General features: G+C 63.7%; 13 protein-coding genes and 1 pseudogene. 13 read left to right on the forward strand and 1 reads right to left on the reverse strand.

What is annotated here, in order from left to right; all coding sequences use genetic code 11:
- The first annotated feature begins 5 nt into the window (after positions 1-5).
- The 9 genes and pseudogenes from ABSY19_RS02180 (at position 6) to ABSY19_RS02220 (ending at position 8,365) form a co-directional block, all read left to right on the forward strand.
- Positions 6-1,046 carry a methionine ABC transporter ATP-binding protein gene (locus tag ABSY19_RS02180; protein ID WP_382158644.1) on the forward strand — a complete coding sequence of 347 codons (1,041 nt, stop codon included), beginning with the start codon at positions 6-8 and terminating at the stop codon, positions 1,044-1,046.
- A 70-nt stretch (positions 1,047-1,116) separates the two neighbouring features.
- The gene (locus ABSY19_RS02185) at positions 1,117-1,716 is read left to right on the forward strand and encodes a methionine ABC transporter permease (protein WP_382164005.1); all 600 of its coding nucleotides are present in this window, start codon (positions 1,117-1,119) and stop codon (positions 1,714-1,716) included.
- Between the two features lie 180 nt (positions 1,717-1,896).
- Entirely contained in the window at positions 1,897-2,694 is a 798-nt protein-coding gene (locus tag ABSY19_RS02190; RefSeq protein WP_291115338.1) for a MetQ/NlpA family ABC transporter substrate-binding protein, read from the forward strand.
- Between the two features lie 103 nt (positions 2,695-2,797).
- Positions 2,798-3,439: pseudogene (locus ABSY19_RS02195) on the forward strand (nitrilotriacetate monooxygenase); the annotation flags it as partial.
- Positions 3,440-3,466: 27 nt separating this feature from the next.
- The gene (locus tag ABSY19_RS02200) at positions 3,467-4,762 is read left to right on the forward strand and encodes an O-acetylhomoserine aminocarboxypropyltransferase/cysteine synthase family protein (protein ID WP_382158646.1); all 1,296 of its coding nucleotides are present in this window, start codon (positions 3,467-3,469) and stop codon (positions 4,760-4,762) included.
- 133 nt (positions 4,763-4,895) lie between these two features.
- Positions 4,896-5,204, forward strand: coding sequence for a c-type cytochrome (locus tag ABSY19_RS02205; protein WP_382158648.1), 309 nt, complete (start codon positions 4,896-4,898; stop codon positions 5,202-5,204).
- Between the two features lie 30 nt (positions 5,205-5,234).
- Positions 5,235-6,503, forward strand: a complete 1,269-nt coding sequence (locus tag ABSY19_RS02210) for an FCSD flavin-binding domain-containing protein (RefSeq protein ID WP_382164007.1) — start codon at positions 5,235-5,237, stop codon at positions 6,501-6,503.
- Between the two features lie 10 nt (positions 6,504-6,513).
- Positions 6,514-7,452, forward strand: a complete 939-nt coding sequence (locus ABSY19_RS02215) for a CysB family HTH-type transcriptional regulator (RefSeq protein WP_382158650.1) — start codon at positions 6,514-6,516, stop codon at positions 7,450-7,452.
- A gap of 70 nt (positions 7,453-7,522) precedes the next feature.
- Complete coding sequence (locus ABSY19_RS02220) at positions 7,523-8,365, forward strand: phosphodiesterase (RefSeq protein ID WP_382158652.1); 843 nt, start codon at positions 7,523-7,525, stop codon at positions 8,363-8,365.
- 387 nt (positions 8,366-8,752) lie between these two features.
- On the opposite strand, the gene ABSY19_RS02225 is transcribed toward ABSY19_RS02220, so the two are convergent.
- A complete protein-coding gene (locus ABSY19_RS02225; RefSeq protein WP_382158654.1) occupies positions 8,753-11,086 on the reverse strand; it encodes an NACHT domain-containing protein in 2,334 nt (777 codons plus the stop codon).
- 667 nt (positions 11,087-11,753) lie between these two features.
- Here ABSY19_RS02225 and ABSY19_RS02230 point away from each other — a divergent pair.
- The 4 genes from ABSY19_RS02230 to ABSY19_RS02245 all read left to right on the forward strand — a co-directional run bounded on the left by ABSY19_RS02230 (position 11,754) and on the right by ABSY19_RS02245 (position 13,928).
- Complete coding sequence (locus ABSY19_RS02230) at positions 11,754-12,032, forward strand: hypothetical protein (protein ID WP_382158656.1); 279 nt, start codon at positions 11,754-11,756, stop codon at positions 12,030-12,032.
- Between the two features lie 27 nt (positions 12,033-12,059).
- Positions 12,060-12,401, forward strand: a complete 342-nt coding sequence (locus tag ABSY19_RS02235; RefSeq protein ID WP_382158658.1) for a hypothetical protein — start codon at positions 12,060-12,062, stop codon at positions 12,399-12,401.
- Between the two features lie 94 nt (positions 12,402-12,495).
- Positions 12,496-13,284, forward strand: a complete 789-nt coding sequence (locus ABSY19_RS02240) for a hypothetical protein (protein ID WP_382158660.1) — start codon at positions 12,496-12,498, stop codon at positions 13,282-13,284.
- Positions 13,281-13,928, forward strand: coding sequence for an RES domain-containing protein (locus ABSY19_RS02245; protein ID WP_382158662.1), 648 nt, complete (start codon positions 13,281-13,283; stop codon positions 13,926-13,928). Before ABSY19_RS02240 ends, ABSY19_RS02245 begins: the two co-directional genes overlap by 4 nt.
- The last annotated feature ends 97 nt before the right edge of the window (positions 13,929-14,025 follow it).

The following is a 14,025-nucleotide window of genomic DNA, read 5'->3' on the forward strand; positions in this document are numbered from 1 at the left end:
CCGACGTGATCCTTCTCGACAACATCCACCAGACCTACCGCGGCCCGAAAGGGCCGGTGCACGCCCTGCGCGGCGTGGACCTGCAGATCCGCGGCGGTGAGGTCTTCGGCGTGATCGGGCGCAGCGGCGCGGGCAAGAGCTCGCTGGTGCGCACCATCAACCTGCTCAACCGGCCCAGCCAGGGCACGGTGACGGTCGCCGGCCGCTCCCTCACCACGCTGAACGCCGCCGGCCTGCGCGAAGCCCGGCGCGACATCGGCATGATCTTCCAGCACTTCAACCTGCTGACCTCGCGCACCGTGTTCGACAACGTGGCGCTGCCGCTCGAACTCGCCGGCCTCTCGCGCCACCAGATCCGCGCGCGCGTGAACCCGCTGCTCGAACTCGTGGGCCTGGGCGCGCTGGCCGACCGCTACCCGGCCCAGATCAGCGGCGGGCAGAAACAGCGCGTGGGCATTGCCCGCGCCCTGGCCAGCCAGCCCAAGGTGCTGCTCTCGGACGAAGCCACCTCCGCGCTCGACCCCGAGACCACTCGCTCCATCCTCGCGCTGCTGCAGCAGATCAACCGCGAACTGGGCCTCACCATCGTGCTCATCACGCACCAGATGCAGGTGATCAAGCAGGTCGCCCACCGCCTCGCGGTGATGGAGGCCGGCCAGATCGTCGAACAGGGCGAGGCCTTGCAGGTCTTCAGCCACCCGGCGCACGAGGTCACGCGCAGCCTGCTCGACGACGTGGTGCCGCGCGAGCTGCCCGCCAACGTACTCGAGCGCGTGCGCGGCCTGCTCGGCGTGCCGGGCCAGCCGCCGGCCAGCCTGCTGCGCCTGGTGTTCGCGGGAGTCGAGTCCGACCAGCCCCTGCTCTCCGACCTGGTGCGCCGCTTCGGGCTGGACCTGAACATCGTGCACGGCCAGATCGACGAGGTGCAAGGCCACCCCTTCGGCACGCTGGCCGTGCTCGCCAGTGGCGCGCGCGAGCAGCTCACCGCCGCCGTCGGCCACCTGCGCGGTGCCGGCGTGCAAGTGCAGGAGGTGGCCTGTGCTTGAACAACTGCAAACCTGGTTCCCGCCCGCCCTGCTCGACCTCTTCGTGCTCTCGTTCTGGGAGACGCTGGTGATGGTGGGCATCTCCGGCTTCGTGGGCGCGCTCATCGGCGTGCCGCTGGGCGTGCTGCTGCGCCTCACCGACCACGGCGGTGTGCTGCAGAACGCGGCCTTCAACCGCACCGTGGGCGGCATCGTCAACGCGGTGCGCTCCACGCCCTTCATCATCCTGCTGGTCGCGATCATCCCGTTCACGCGCCTCATCACCGGCTCGTCCATCGGCACGGCCGCCGCCGTGGTGCCGCTGACCATCGCCGCCGCGCCCTTCATCGCGCGCCTGGTGGAAACCTCGCTGCGCGAGGTGGACAGCGGCCTGATCGAAGCCGCGCAGGCCATGGGCGCCACCACGCCGCAGATCGTCTTCAAGGTGCTGCTGCCCGAGGCCTTCCCCGGCATCGTGGCGGGTTTCACCATCACCCTCGTGAGCCTCACCGGCTACTCGGCCATGGCCGGCGCCATCGGCGGGGGCGGCCTGGGCGACCTCGGCATCCGCTACGGCTACCAGCGCTTCCTGCCCGAGGTGATGCTGGCCGTGGTGCTGCTGCTCATCGTCTTCGTGCAGGCCGTGCAAAGCCTGGGCGACTGGTTGGTGCGCCGCTTGAACAAGAAATGAAACACCCCCCTGCGCCGCTGCGCGGCTTCCCCCCTCACTTGCGCGCCTTCGGCGCTTGGAGGGGGGACGGCATCTTGGGCCGGCGGAGCCGTCCCTTGATGCCTCTGGATCGAGGCACACGCTCCGGAAGTGTTGTTTCGTGCGCTTTGAAAACTTTTATCAACCACAAGGAACCCTGAAATGATCAAACGGCAACTGCTCCAATCCACCCTGGCCCTCACGCTGGCCGCCGCCTTCGCCGCGCCCGCGCTCGCGCAGGACAAGCCGCTCAAGATCGGCGTCACCGCCGGCCCGCACGCGCAGATCTTCGAACAGGTGAAGAAGATCGCCGAGAAGGACGGCCTGAAGATCCAGATCGTCGAGTTCAGCGACTACGTGCAGCCCAACGCCGCGCTCGCCGCTGGCGACCTCGACGCCAACAGCTACCAGCACAAGCCCTACCTGGACAACCAGATCAAGGACCGTGGCTACAAATTCACCGCCGTCGGCTACACGGTGAACTTCCCCATCGGCATCTACAGCAAGAAGGTCAAGAGCCTGAAAGACCTGCCCGAAGGCGGCAAGGTCGGCATCCCGAACGACCCCACCAACGGCGGGCGTGTGCTGCTGGTGCTGCAGGACCAGGGTCTGATCAAGCTCAAGCCCGAAGCCGGCCTGAAGGCCACGCCGCTGGACGTGGTGAGCAACCCCAAGAAGCTCAGGTTCGTGGAACTCGACGCCGCGCAGCTGCCGCGCTCGCTCGACGACCTCGACGCCTCGGCCATCAACACCAACTACGCGCTTTCCGCCGGCCTGAACCCGGGCAAGGACGCCATCGCCCAGGAAAACGCCAAGAGCCCGTACGTGAACCTGATCGCCGTGCGCGAAGCCGACAAGGACAAGCCCTGGGTCGCCAAACTCGTGAAGGCCTACCAGTCAGCCGAAGTCAAGGCCTTCATCCAGACCGAGTTCAAGGGCTCCGTCCTGGCCGGGTTCTGACATGACCACCCCTCGCCAGATGCACCTCGGTGCCTTCTTCTTCGGCGCCGGCCACCACCTGGCCGCCTGGCGGCACCCGGACGTGGTGCCCTCGGCCGGCGGGACCGCGCAGCAGACGGCCGACGAGGCGCGCAAGTTCTGCAACAGCCTCAAGGGCCAGCTGGCCGGGTATGGCCGCTCCACCGACGCGCTGAAGATCCTGCCCGGCATCTCGCCCTTCGTGGGCCGCAGCGAGGCCGAGGCGCGCGAGAAGTTCGAGCAACTGCAATCCCTCATCGACCCCGTGCTCGGCGTCGGCCTGCTCTCCACCTTCCTCGGCAACGTGGACCTTTCCAAGTACCCGGTGGACGGCCCCCTCCCGCAGGACCTGCCGGTGACCGAGGGCTGGCAGAGCCGCCAGGAACTGTTCGCCGGCCTCTCGCGCCGCGAAGGCCTGACGATCCGCCTGCTCTACGAGCGCGTGGCCGGCGCGCGCGGCCACTGGACGGTGGTGGGCACGGCCGAGTCCATCGCCGACCAGCTCGAACACTGGTTCACCACCGGCGCGGCCGACGGCTTCAACGTGCTCGCGCCCACGCTGCCCCATGGCCTGAAGGATTTCGCGCAGCTCGTCGTGCCCGAGCTGCAGCGGCGCGGCCTGTTCCGGACCGAATACAGCGGCCGCACCCTGCGCGACCACCTGGGCCTGCCGCGCCCCGAACACCCCGCCGCCGCGCCAGCGGCGCGCGAACTCGCCACCGCCTGAACGAACACCCAACAAGGAGAAAAACCGATGTCCGCCCACTGGAAATTCGAAACCCGCTCGGTGCATGCCGGCTACAAGCCCGACCCCACCACCAAGGCCGTGGCCGTGCCGATCTACCAGACCGCCGCCTACGCCTTCGACAACGCGCAGCACGGCGCCGACCTGTTCGACCTGAAGGTGCCGGGCAACATCTACACGCGCATCATGAACCCGACGCAGGACGTGCTGGAACAGCGCATCGCCTCGCTGGAAGGCGGCATCGCCGCGCTGGCGCTGGCCTCGGGCCAGGCCGCCGTGACCTACGCCATCCAGACCATCGCCGAGTCGGGCGACAACATCGTCTCCAGCACCGCGCTCTACGGCGGCACCTACAACCTCTTCGCGCACACGCTGCCGCAGTTCGGCATCACCACGCGCTTCGCCGACCACCGCGACCCGGCCAGCTTCGAGCCGCTGATCGACGCGCGCACCAAAGCCATCTTCGTCGAGTCCATCGGCAACCCGCAGGGCAACATCACCGACATCGCGGCCGTCGCCGCCATCGCGCACAAGCACGGCGTGCCGCTGATCGTGGACAACACCGTCGCCTCGCCCTACTTGCTGCGCCCGATCGAACACGGCGCCGACATCGTGGTGCAGTCGCTCACCAAATACCTCGGCGGCCACGGCACCAGCATTGGCGGCGCCATCATCGACAGCGGCAAGTTCCCCTGGGCGGAGCGCAAGGCCCGCTTCAAGCGCCTGAACGAGCCCGACCCGAGCTACCACGGCGTGGTCTACACCGAGGCCCTGGGCCCGGCGGCCTACATCGGGCGGGCGCGCGTCGTGCCGCTGCGCAACACCGGCGCGGCCATCTCGCCCTTCAACGCCTTCCTGATCCTGCAAGGCATCGAAACCCTCTCGCTGCGGCTGGACCGCATCAACAGCAACACGCTGCGCGTGGCCAAGCACCTGGAGCAGCACGCCAAGGTGGGCTGGGTGAACTACGCCGGTCTGCCCAACCACCCGGACCACGCGCTCGCCCTGAAGTACCTGGGCGGCCACGCCTCGGGCCTGCTCACCTTCGGCGTGAAAGCCGCCGCCGGCGAAGGCCGCGCGGCCGGCGCGCGCTTCCTCGATGCGCTGCAGCTCTTCACCCGCCTGGTGAACATCGGCGACGCCAAATCGCTCGCCACCCACCCCGCCTCCACCACGCACCGCCAGCTCTCGCCCGAGGAGCTGGCCAAGTCCGGCGTGCCCGAAGACGCGGTGCGCCTGTCCATCGGCATCGAACACATCGACGACCTGCTGGCCGACCTCGACCAGGCCCTGGCAAGCGTATGAACACCCCCCGCGTCGCCTTCGGCGCCACCCCCCTCAAGGGGGGCGCACCCTGGGACCGGCAAAGCCGGATCCTCGGGAGCCCTGGGGCAAGACATCTCACTCAACCATCACCTGAAAACACGGAGACCCCACGATGAAACGAATCCTCGGCCTGGCGGCCGCCACGCTCGCACTGCTGGGCGGCGCCGCGCAGGCGCAGACCGCGCCCGACCTCCAGGCCCGCGCCTGGGCCGCCTCGTGCGCGGCCTGCCACGGCACCGACGGCAAGAGCCACAGCGCCATCCCCGCCATTGCCGGGCAGGACAAGGCCGTGCTGCTGCAGAAGCTGCTGGCCTACAAGCAAGGCACGCTGCCCGCCACCGTGATGCACCAGCACGCCAAGGGCTACACCGACGCCGAGCTCGACCGCCTGGCCGCCCACTTCGCGCGCCAACCCAAATAACAACAAGGAGCCCACCCCATGAAGCAACTGCTGCAACGCCGCCACTTCCTCGCCGCCGCCGGTGGCACCGTGGCCGCCCTGGCCCTGCCGGGCTGCGCCTCGGTTTCGTCCGCGCCCAAGGCCCGCGTCGTCGTCATCGGCGGCGGTTTCGGTGGCGCCACCGCCGCCAAGTACATCCGCCAATGGGCGCCCGAGATCGAGGTGGTGCTGGTCGAGCGCGAAGCCGCGTTTGTCTCCTGCCCGCTGAGCAACCTCGTGCTCGGCGGCACGGAAAAGATCGAGAACCTCACCACCGGCTACGACGCGCTGCAGAAAAAGCACGGCGTGCGCGTGGTGCGCGACGAGGCCACCGCCATCGACGCGGCCAGGAAAGAAGTGCGCCTGGCGCGCGGCGACACACTGAAGTACGACCGCCTCATCGTCTCGCCCGGCGTGGACTTCCAGTTCGACCAGGTGCCCGGCCTGCAAAGCGCCGAAGCGCAAAACCAGGTGCTGCACGCCTGGAAAGCCGGCCCGCAGACCGTGGCCCTGCGCAAGCAGCTCGAAGCCCTGCCCGATGGCGGCGTGTACGCCCTGCACATTCCCAAGGCGCCCTACCGCTGCCCACCCGGCCCCTACGAACGCGCCGCGCAAGTGGCCTTCTACTTCAAGCAGCACAAGCCGCACAGCAAGGTGCTGGTGCTCGACGCCAACCCGGACATCACCTCCAAGAAGGCCCTCTTCCTCAAGGCCTGGAACGAGCTCTACCCCGGCATCGTCGAATACAAGCCCAACAGCGAGATCGTGCGCGTGGACGCGGCCAACCGCACCGTGGAACTGCAGTTCGAAACCGTGCGCGCGGGCGTGCTCAACGTGGTGCCGCCGCAGCAGGCCGGGCGCATCGCGCAGACCGCCGGGCTCATCACCGCCAACAACAAGTGGTGCGGCGTCAACTTCCAGACCTTCGAATCCACCGTGGCCCCGGGCATCCACGTGCTGGGCGACGCCACCCTGTCGGCCCCGGGCATGCCCAAGTCCGGCTTCATGGCCAACAACCACGCCAAGGTGGCGGCCGACGCCGTGATCGCGCTCATCCAGGGCCGGCCGGTGAACACCGAACCCATCATCGCCAACACCTGCTACAGCTTCGTGAGCGACACCGACGTGGTGCACGTGGCCAGCGTGCACAAGTGGAACACCGAGCAGAAAACACTCGTGGCCGTGAACGGCGCGGGCGGCCTCACGCCCACCGCCAATGCGCTCGAAGGCCAGTACGCCCGGTCCTGGGCACGCAACATCTGGGCAGACGCCTTGCTCTGACGACAACGCCATGAACTTCCAGCAACTCAGATCGGTTCGAGAGACAGCGCGCAGCGGCTTCAACCTCACCGAGGTTGCCGCCATGCTCTACACCTCGCAACCCGGCGTGAGCCGGCAGATCCGCGAGCTGGAAGACGAGCTGGGCGTGACCATCTTCGCCCGCGCGGGCAAGCGCCTCACCGGCCTCACCGGGCCGGGGCAAACGCTGCTGCCCATCGTGGAGCGCCTGCTGCAGGAAGCCGACAACCTCAAGCAGGCCGGCAAGGAATTCGTCTCGCGCCTCGAAGGCGGCCTCTCCATCGCCGCCACCCACTCGCAGGCACGCTACGCCTTGCCGCACGCCGTGCGCGACTTCCGCGCGCTGTTCCCGCAAGTCACGCTCAACCTGCACCAGGGCTCACCCAAACAGGTGGCCGAAATGCTGATCGCGGGCGAAGCCGACATCGGCATCGCCACCGAAGCACTGGCCAACTACCCGCAACTCGTCACGCTGCCCTGCTACCGCTGGACGCACAGCGTCGTGGTGCCGCACGGCCACCCGCTGCTGCGCGTGGAGGGCCCGCTGTCGCTGCAGCAACTGGCCGAACACCCCATCATCACCTACGACCAGGGCTACACCGGCCGATCGCACATCGACGACGCGTTCGACAAGGAAGGCGTGCGGCCCAACGTGGTCATCACCGCGATGGATGCGGACGTGATCAAGACCTATGTGGAACTGGGCATGGGCGTGGGCATCGTCGCCAGCATCGCGGTGGACCCCGACCGCGACCGCCACCTGCACGCGCTGGACGCGCGGCACCTGTTCGAAATCAACGTCACCCGCCTCGCGGTGCGGCGCGGCACCTGGCTGCGCGGGTACGCGTACAGCTTCATCGAGAACTTCGCGCCGAGCCTCACGCGGCAGATCGTGGAAGAGGCGTTGAATGATGAGATCGTGACGGTGTAGCCGGGCGTCACCTTGCGTGAGAATGAGCGCGTGTTTCGCCAGCACCGCCACCCCACCCGAGCCCCACGCCATGAACCAGGAAACACCGCGCCTGAACCTTGTGCAACTCTCCGACCCCCATGTGGTGGCGCGGGGCAAGCGCCTGATGGGGCGCATCGACACCGCGAAGTACCTCGCCCAGGCCGTCGAGCAGGTCAACCAGATCACACCGCGCCCGAGCCATGTGCTGATCACCGGCGACCTGGTGGATCAGGGTTCGCTTGACGAGTACCAGCACCTGCGCGAGTTGCTCAAGCCCCTGCCCTGTCCCTACTGGCTGATGCCCGGCAACCACGACTCGGTGCCCCAACTGCGGGAAGCGTTTCCTGACCATGCCTACCTGCAAGGCAACCTCGAAGACGACGGCACGATCGCGGCGTTCGTGCTCTATGAGCTGGACCTCGGCAGCCATCGCCTGCTCTCAATCGACACGACCGTGCCGGGCAAGCCGTTCGGCACCCTGTGCGCCGCGAGGTTGAACTGGCTGAGCAAGCGCCTGGACGCCCAGCCCGAAATGCCCACCCTCATCGCCCTGCACCACCCGCCCTTCACCACCGGCATCGCCTTCATGGACGGCATGGGTCTGCGCGAAGGCGCCGAGGAACTCGAACGCATCGTCTCGCGGCACCCGCAGGTGGAGCGCTTGCTGTGTGGTCATCTGCACCGCACGATCCTGCGGCGCTTCGGCGGCACGCTGGCGATGACCGCGCCCTCCACCGCCCACCAGATCGCCCTGGGGTTGCTGCCGCAAAGCGAACCCGCCTTCATCTTCGAGCCGCCGGGCTTCTACCTTCATGGTGTGCAAGTCGATGGCAGCCTCGTCAGTCATTTGCAACTGATCGGCGATTTCGGATCTGCCCAGCGGTTCGGCTGAGTGACGTGTGCCGCGCAGGCGGGTGCTTCTCACCGGCAAGGAGTCGCCATGAGGCTTGCCCCAATGAACGGTCGCTTCAGACTGAGAAGAGACGCCAACCTCAGGCCGGGGGAAGTGTACGATTGCTCAAAGCGGTCGCCGAGATGGTGGATTGGCAATCCGGTAGTTCTACCTTCGCAGCTGATCAATCGCCCGTGGCCGCCTTCCAACTCTGATTTATGGGCGATCAAATCGGCGCACTCGATTGACCTAGAAGTGGCCTACACGGACCAAACATGCAACTGCGAAATCTGCCTGCCACCTGCCCCGTGCATAGAGTAGGTGTCTTTTGGGTCGCTTCCTCTTGTAGCGCGGCTCCGCGTCAGCGTGTATTAACGCGGCCGCCTCTTAGGTGCCATCGGCAGATCTCCAGCTGCCATCCACATGGAATCGGCTTGTAAGCAGTCTATTTCTTACTGATCCCGTCGATCCATCTTCATCGTCTGGCAGATTGTTTATTTGCTTCTCGAATGCGATGACTTCCATAGTGAGAGTTGCGGAAGTGGAGTCCATGCTCTGAAGCGCCGAAACAACGCCACTCAAGTCCCATTCAGTTACTGAGCCGCCACCAGTTTTCCTCAAAAATATGTTGATGGCAGCCAACGTCATAGGATCATTCAAACTTAATCCTTCTTTGAAGGCTCGTACCAAAAGTTGTTCAACGGCGGTACGATGCTTGACCATCTTTCCTGCTGCAGTGGTCAAAATGGATCGAGCAAAATCATTTAAGTTGCTGCAAGCATCGAGAATTTTCTCCACCTGTATGTCGTGTTCGTGAGGGTCGATTACATGCAAGATGGGAAGACAAAAACTAATTTTCGCTGAATCACTCGCATCAGCCGCAGCATGGATGGATGCCAGCGTCAAGTCGCGAAAGTGGCTTGAGTAGTTATTTTGGTTCAGAAAATCCAATAGTCTCCGGTCTAGTACAGGATACACATGCCGATTAAAACACTTATCCATTAGTTGATTAAATACGTATCGCTTATCGGTTGAATCCGCTGGCAGCTGAAAAAGTCCAGCGAGCAAGACGGAAACGTGCCAGTGATCTTGCCTTTCTCGTGCAAGCACGAATATTCTTTCCATCGTCGCCAGCGAGAGCTGATGCCAGCGCCCCTCTTCTCTTGCTACCACTAGCACCAACTCAGACATGGTCGGCACATGCACCAAGTCGCAGAGTCTTTCAACACCGACGTCCTCCAGAACGCATTGCATAGCCAGGGACTCTCGGAACCTTCGGTGAATGAAGTCGTAGACAACCTCGCGTTCGCTGTTGAGGATCCCGACCAGAACGCCAGAGTAACAAATCTGAGCCACAACGTTGACGCTGTAATCATCGCTTCCAATGCCACGCATAAGCTCACTTCGGTCTTGAATACCTTTCGCTTCATTCAGTAGCTCACGCGCGACACTCTCTATATCTGCCAAGCTGTAGATAGCTATCCCTCGTTCATATCCACGCCATGCCACACGTCGAACTATCAACAGCTTTTGATGCGCCCAGCGCGCGCGGTTGGAGCGGAGGCGGAATCGATCGATGCTCGATAAGGGCTCGAATTTCTCTTTATCTATCTCAAGCAGGAGTTGATTCGCGCAAGCACTGATGATTCCACCTTGACCGTGGCTCCATACGTTAGAGGCATCGTTGCCGCTGCGCATGGCCTCAAAAACGGCATACGACAGGATAGTTAGAAATAGCGGATTGTTGGAAAGATCATCGAGGCCAACCTTAATACCAGTCTTTAGCGAGCTTAGAAATGCACCTTCATCAAGTGGTTTGCCACCATCTCGTACGATCTTCTGTTGGTAGTATGTCAAGATCTTATGAATTAATTCATCCCCGTTGTTAGGAAGGCCGCACACTTCAAAACAACTTGCCTTGGACAATGAAACCTTGTGGGCAAAGAAAAATTCTTTGCGTGAGGTCATCCAGATCCTGCACGTCTGCATAGCGCGATGGATTTCCCCGTAGTTCTGCGAAGGCGAAAGCCAGGTATCGACGAAGATGTCATTGGAAAGAAGCACGCCAAGTTCGCGCTCGATGTGGCGTGCATTATTCAGATAGGGGATTTCGTCGTATCCATCCAAAAAGATCGCCAGACGTTTATTTCGCGCTAGGCGCAGTAGTCGCTGTCGTCCCCAGTTCCCACGAAAATAGTCGATTGAATTCAGTATGTAATGGAGCACCGGGGCGGGGTGCGAGATTGAGACGGCTTTCAGAGGCACATAAACTGGAATAAGTCCATCTTGCTTGATCAAGCTTTCCTCATTTATCTGCCTTGATGCAATGTCTAAGACCGTCTTACGAAGAAGCGTCGTTTTTCCAATGCCCGCCTCCCCAAGCCAGACGATTCTTCTCGCGCGATTGACATCGTAGTCCCTCAGTTTAGTGGCTTCAACACCCCGCCTCGAGCGAAGTGAATCCGCAGCTCCCCTAAGCTTGTTGAGCGATGCCTCTACATATTCAGTGCGCGTGCTTAACTCGATGCTTCGATAGATTACAGGCATCGATTCCACCTCTTTCGCCACTCGTCGCAGATAAACGCCCTCAAGCTGGACGACGTTGAATATGGATGGCAAGCGTTTCCGAAGTGCTTTCGCAAGTTGCGTCAGTACTTCAGCTCCGATTCTGCCCACTACGCCTTTCAAGAATGAGAAAAAGAGCTCGGCAATCATGGACATGGAAACCTCTCACCCTGCAACGTTGATTTTGTGACGAGTATCACTTACACATGCTTCAGAGAGAGCCCTCGAAGGGTGCTCGTTCATGCGACCTTCCGAAGCTGGCGGTGCCACTCGCGGATTTTCCAGCTGTGGGCGTGCGCGCAGTACGACTGGTTCTGCGTGGACGGATTTCACTAGGATGGTTACAACCGCGCTATACAGAGTGAATATTGGCTATGTCAACATGCCGGCATGTCTGGACGTAGTTGCGATTCTCCGCATCACGGCATGATGACTGAAATCTGTTCAATATCATGAGTTGACGGAGCGGTGGCGTCTGGCAGTTCTCGCTGCAGACCAGCCACCCCCCTGCAACCATGCGATGGCGCAAGGCCAAATTCGGCCATTTGCATTACATATCCCTAGCTATACTCCGCCGATCGCGTCCAAAAAAGGCGTGATCGGGATTGGTCTCCCGTCCGCAGTTCCTGCAGCGAAAGCCGCAGGCCTCCTCCGCAGAGTTCTGCGGCTTTTTCGCTCGTGCTGCTTTTTGGCGGCTCGAGCGGGGAGTCGCGAGACTCGCCGGTTCCCGCAGGGACTGCCCGGTAGACCAACCCGTTCGGGCCGCCGCCCCTCCACAAGAGGGGCGACGGTTGTCGCAATCCGTATCCCGGGGAGCCTCTACATGGCCATCAACCTTCGTCTCTCTTTCCAACACGCGCTCGCTCGCCTGCGCCCCAAGAGCTTCGCCCACGAAGTCTCCGACCTCACCGCTCAAGCCTTCCACCGGCTCAACCGGCTGGGCCTGTCCATGGAAAGCCAGGTCGATCACGACATCACCAACGCGGTGAACGACGAGCGACGCAAGGCGCTTCACGACGAGGCGAGTCGCCGCTATATCGACCTGTTCGACACGTTGCTGGCGCTGCAGGCGCTGGCCGACAAGAACAACGGCCGCCGCTGAGGCGCCTGCCATTCAGGCAATGCCCTCATGGCGGACCAACGCACCATCCCCACCAGAAAGCCGCGCGGCGTGCGCGTTCTCGGCGCTGCCGCTTCGGCCGACGCGACCGAGGCGCGGGTTTCGTCGCTCGCGCTGCAGGTGGCCAACCAGGTGACCGAGCTGTCGATCACCTTCAAGGCCTATCAGGCGCTGGAGCGCTTCATCTCGCCGGAGTACGAGCACGAGGTGGACGACGCTGTGCCACCTTCGCGCTCGGAGCTGGGCTCGCTGCTGCACACGCTGAATGCCGAGATGCAGCGGCAGCTTGGCGCACTGGCGGACACCACCACGGTGCTGCAGGCGCAGGTGGAAAGCAAGCGCTTCGCTTGAACGAGCTGGGTGCAAATTAAGGCTAATTAGACTAATTCGTTAAATTTCAGTATAGTTGCTCAGGGCGGCCAGTTGCATCCGCCAGGAGTCGACCATGAACATCAACCCCCTTATCGAACGGCTTGAGCGCGAGGGCATGCTCGCTGAGCACAACCCTGAGTTGATGCAACAGTTTCTTGAGCGTGCTCAAGCCGAGGACAGACGCGCAGGCGCGTACCCGAAATCCCGCAAGACCACCCGGGTGCAGCTTGCCGAATCGGTTTCCGAAGCCGACCTCGCAAGCCAGTTCGTCAATGAAGCGCTCAAAGAGGTGACCGATCGCAAAGTCGCCCTTCTCGCCAGAGCGGGCTTCAGCGCCACGGTCATCGAGGCGCTGAAGGCCTGGGTCGACGTCACCGTGGATGCCCGCGTCTTGCAGCAGCAATTGCGCATGGGCACCGAGCGCGCGCCAGTCATCGCACCTGCTGCAGACCCACTGGAGCCCCTCACCGCCCGGGAGCTCGGCGACGCTTTGGGGGATTTGAGCGAAGACACGGTGCGCAACCGGGAGCGTCAGGGCAAGCTGTTCTCGGTGACCCGACCCGGGCGAAAGCGGGGCCGGGAATACCCCGCCTTCCAGGCCTGGCCAGAAATCGCCGGCGATCCCCTGGAGCAGGTGCTGAGCCCACTGACCGGGCAGGAAGGGCCTGCCCTTTACGGCTTCTTTTCGTCGCCCAACGATCTCCTGGCGAACCTGACGCCCATTGAAGTGCTGGCGGGCAAACGCACCACGTCACGCGCCCTCGACAAGGGTGCGGAGGCTTTGCTGGCCGCCTCACCCGATGAGCGCCGTGCGGCAGCCGCCACCGCAGCACAAACCTACGCAGGTGAGCTCGGCGCATGACGGCTGCCGCCGCCCACGCCGCCTTCCGGGGAAGCCGTCTGGCCCTGGAGCTGATCGACCCGCAGAGCATGGACCTCGTCCGCCTGACCCAGCACACCGCCACCGGTGGAGACTGGGACCCACCGGCGGAGATGCACCGCAACCTGCGCGTCGATCCGCCGCCGGGCCACAAGTCGGCCTTCTCGGTGCTGTACACGGCGAACACGCTGTCCTGTGTGGCCATGGAATGCCGAGTGCTCCAGGTCGACGCCAATGACCGATACACCTGGAACCGCGAGGCCGCAGAGCGGTACGACGTGGTGCGGTTCGGCTTTTCAAAGCCCGCGATCTTCATACCAATCGACGGTTTGAATCGCGACGAACTCGGCCTGGGCGGCACCTTGCAGCCGCTCGGGTCCTACGAGCCGTACCAGAACGTGGCCCTGCAGCTCCACACCCGCTATGGCGGCATCGTCCACGGGATGAGCTGGCAGTCCTTTCATCGGGGGCAACCTGGCCGTGCCTACGCGATCTGGCACGAGCACCGCGACACCATCGGCCTGAGCAGGAGCGTGTCAGGCCAGAACTACCCCAAGCTCGCAGACGACACCGAGTGGCAGACCTACTTGGCCAACAACCCTCACATCGTTGAGTTGACGCCCTGAGAGCGGCCAGGTGGGCACGTCATCGAGGCGGCCTCCTACAATCCGACGACGCCTTTTTGAGCCCAAGTACCTGAACGTGAGCCCCCCGCTGATCCAG

The sequence above is a fragment of the Hydrogenophaga sp. ANAO-22 genome (assembly GCF_042466645.1).
Classification (GTDB): Bacteria; Pseudomonadota; Gammaproteobacteria; order Burkholderiales; family Burkholderiaceae_C; genus Hydrogenophaga.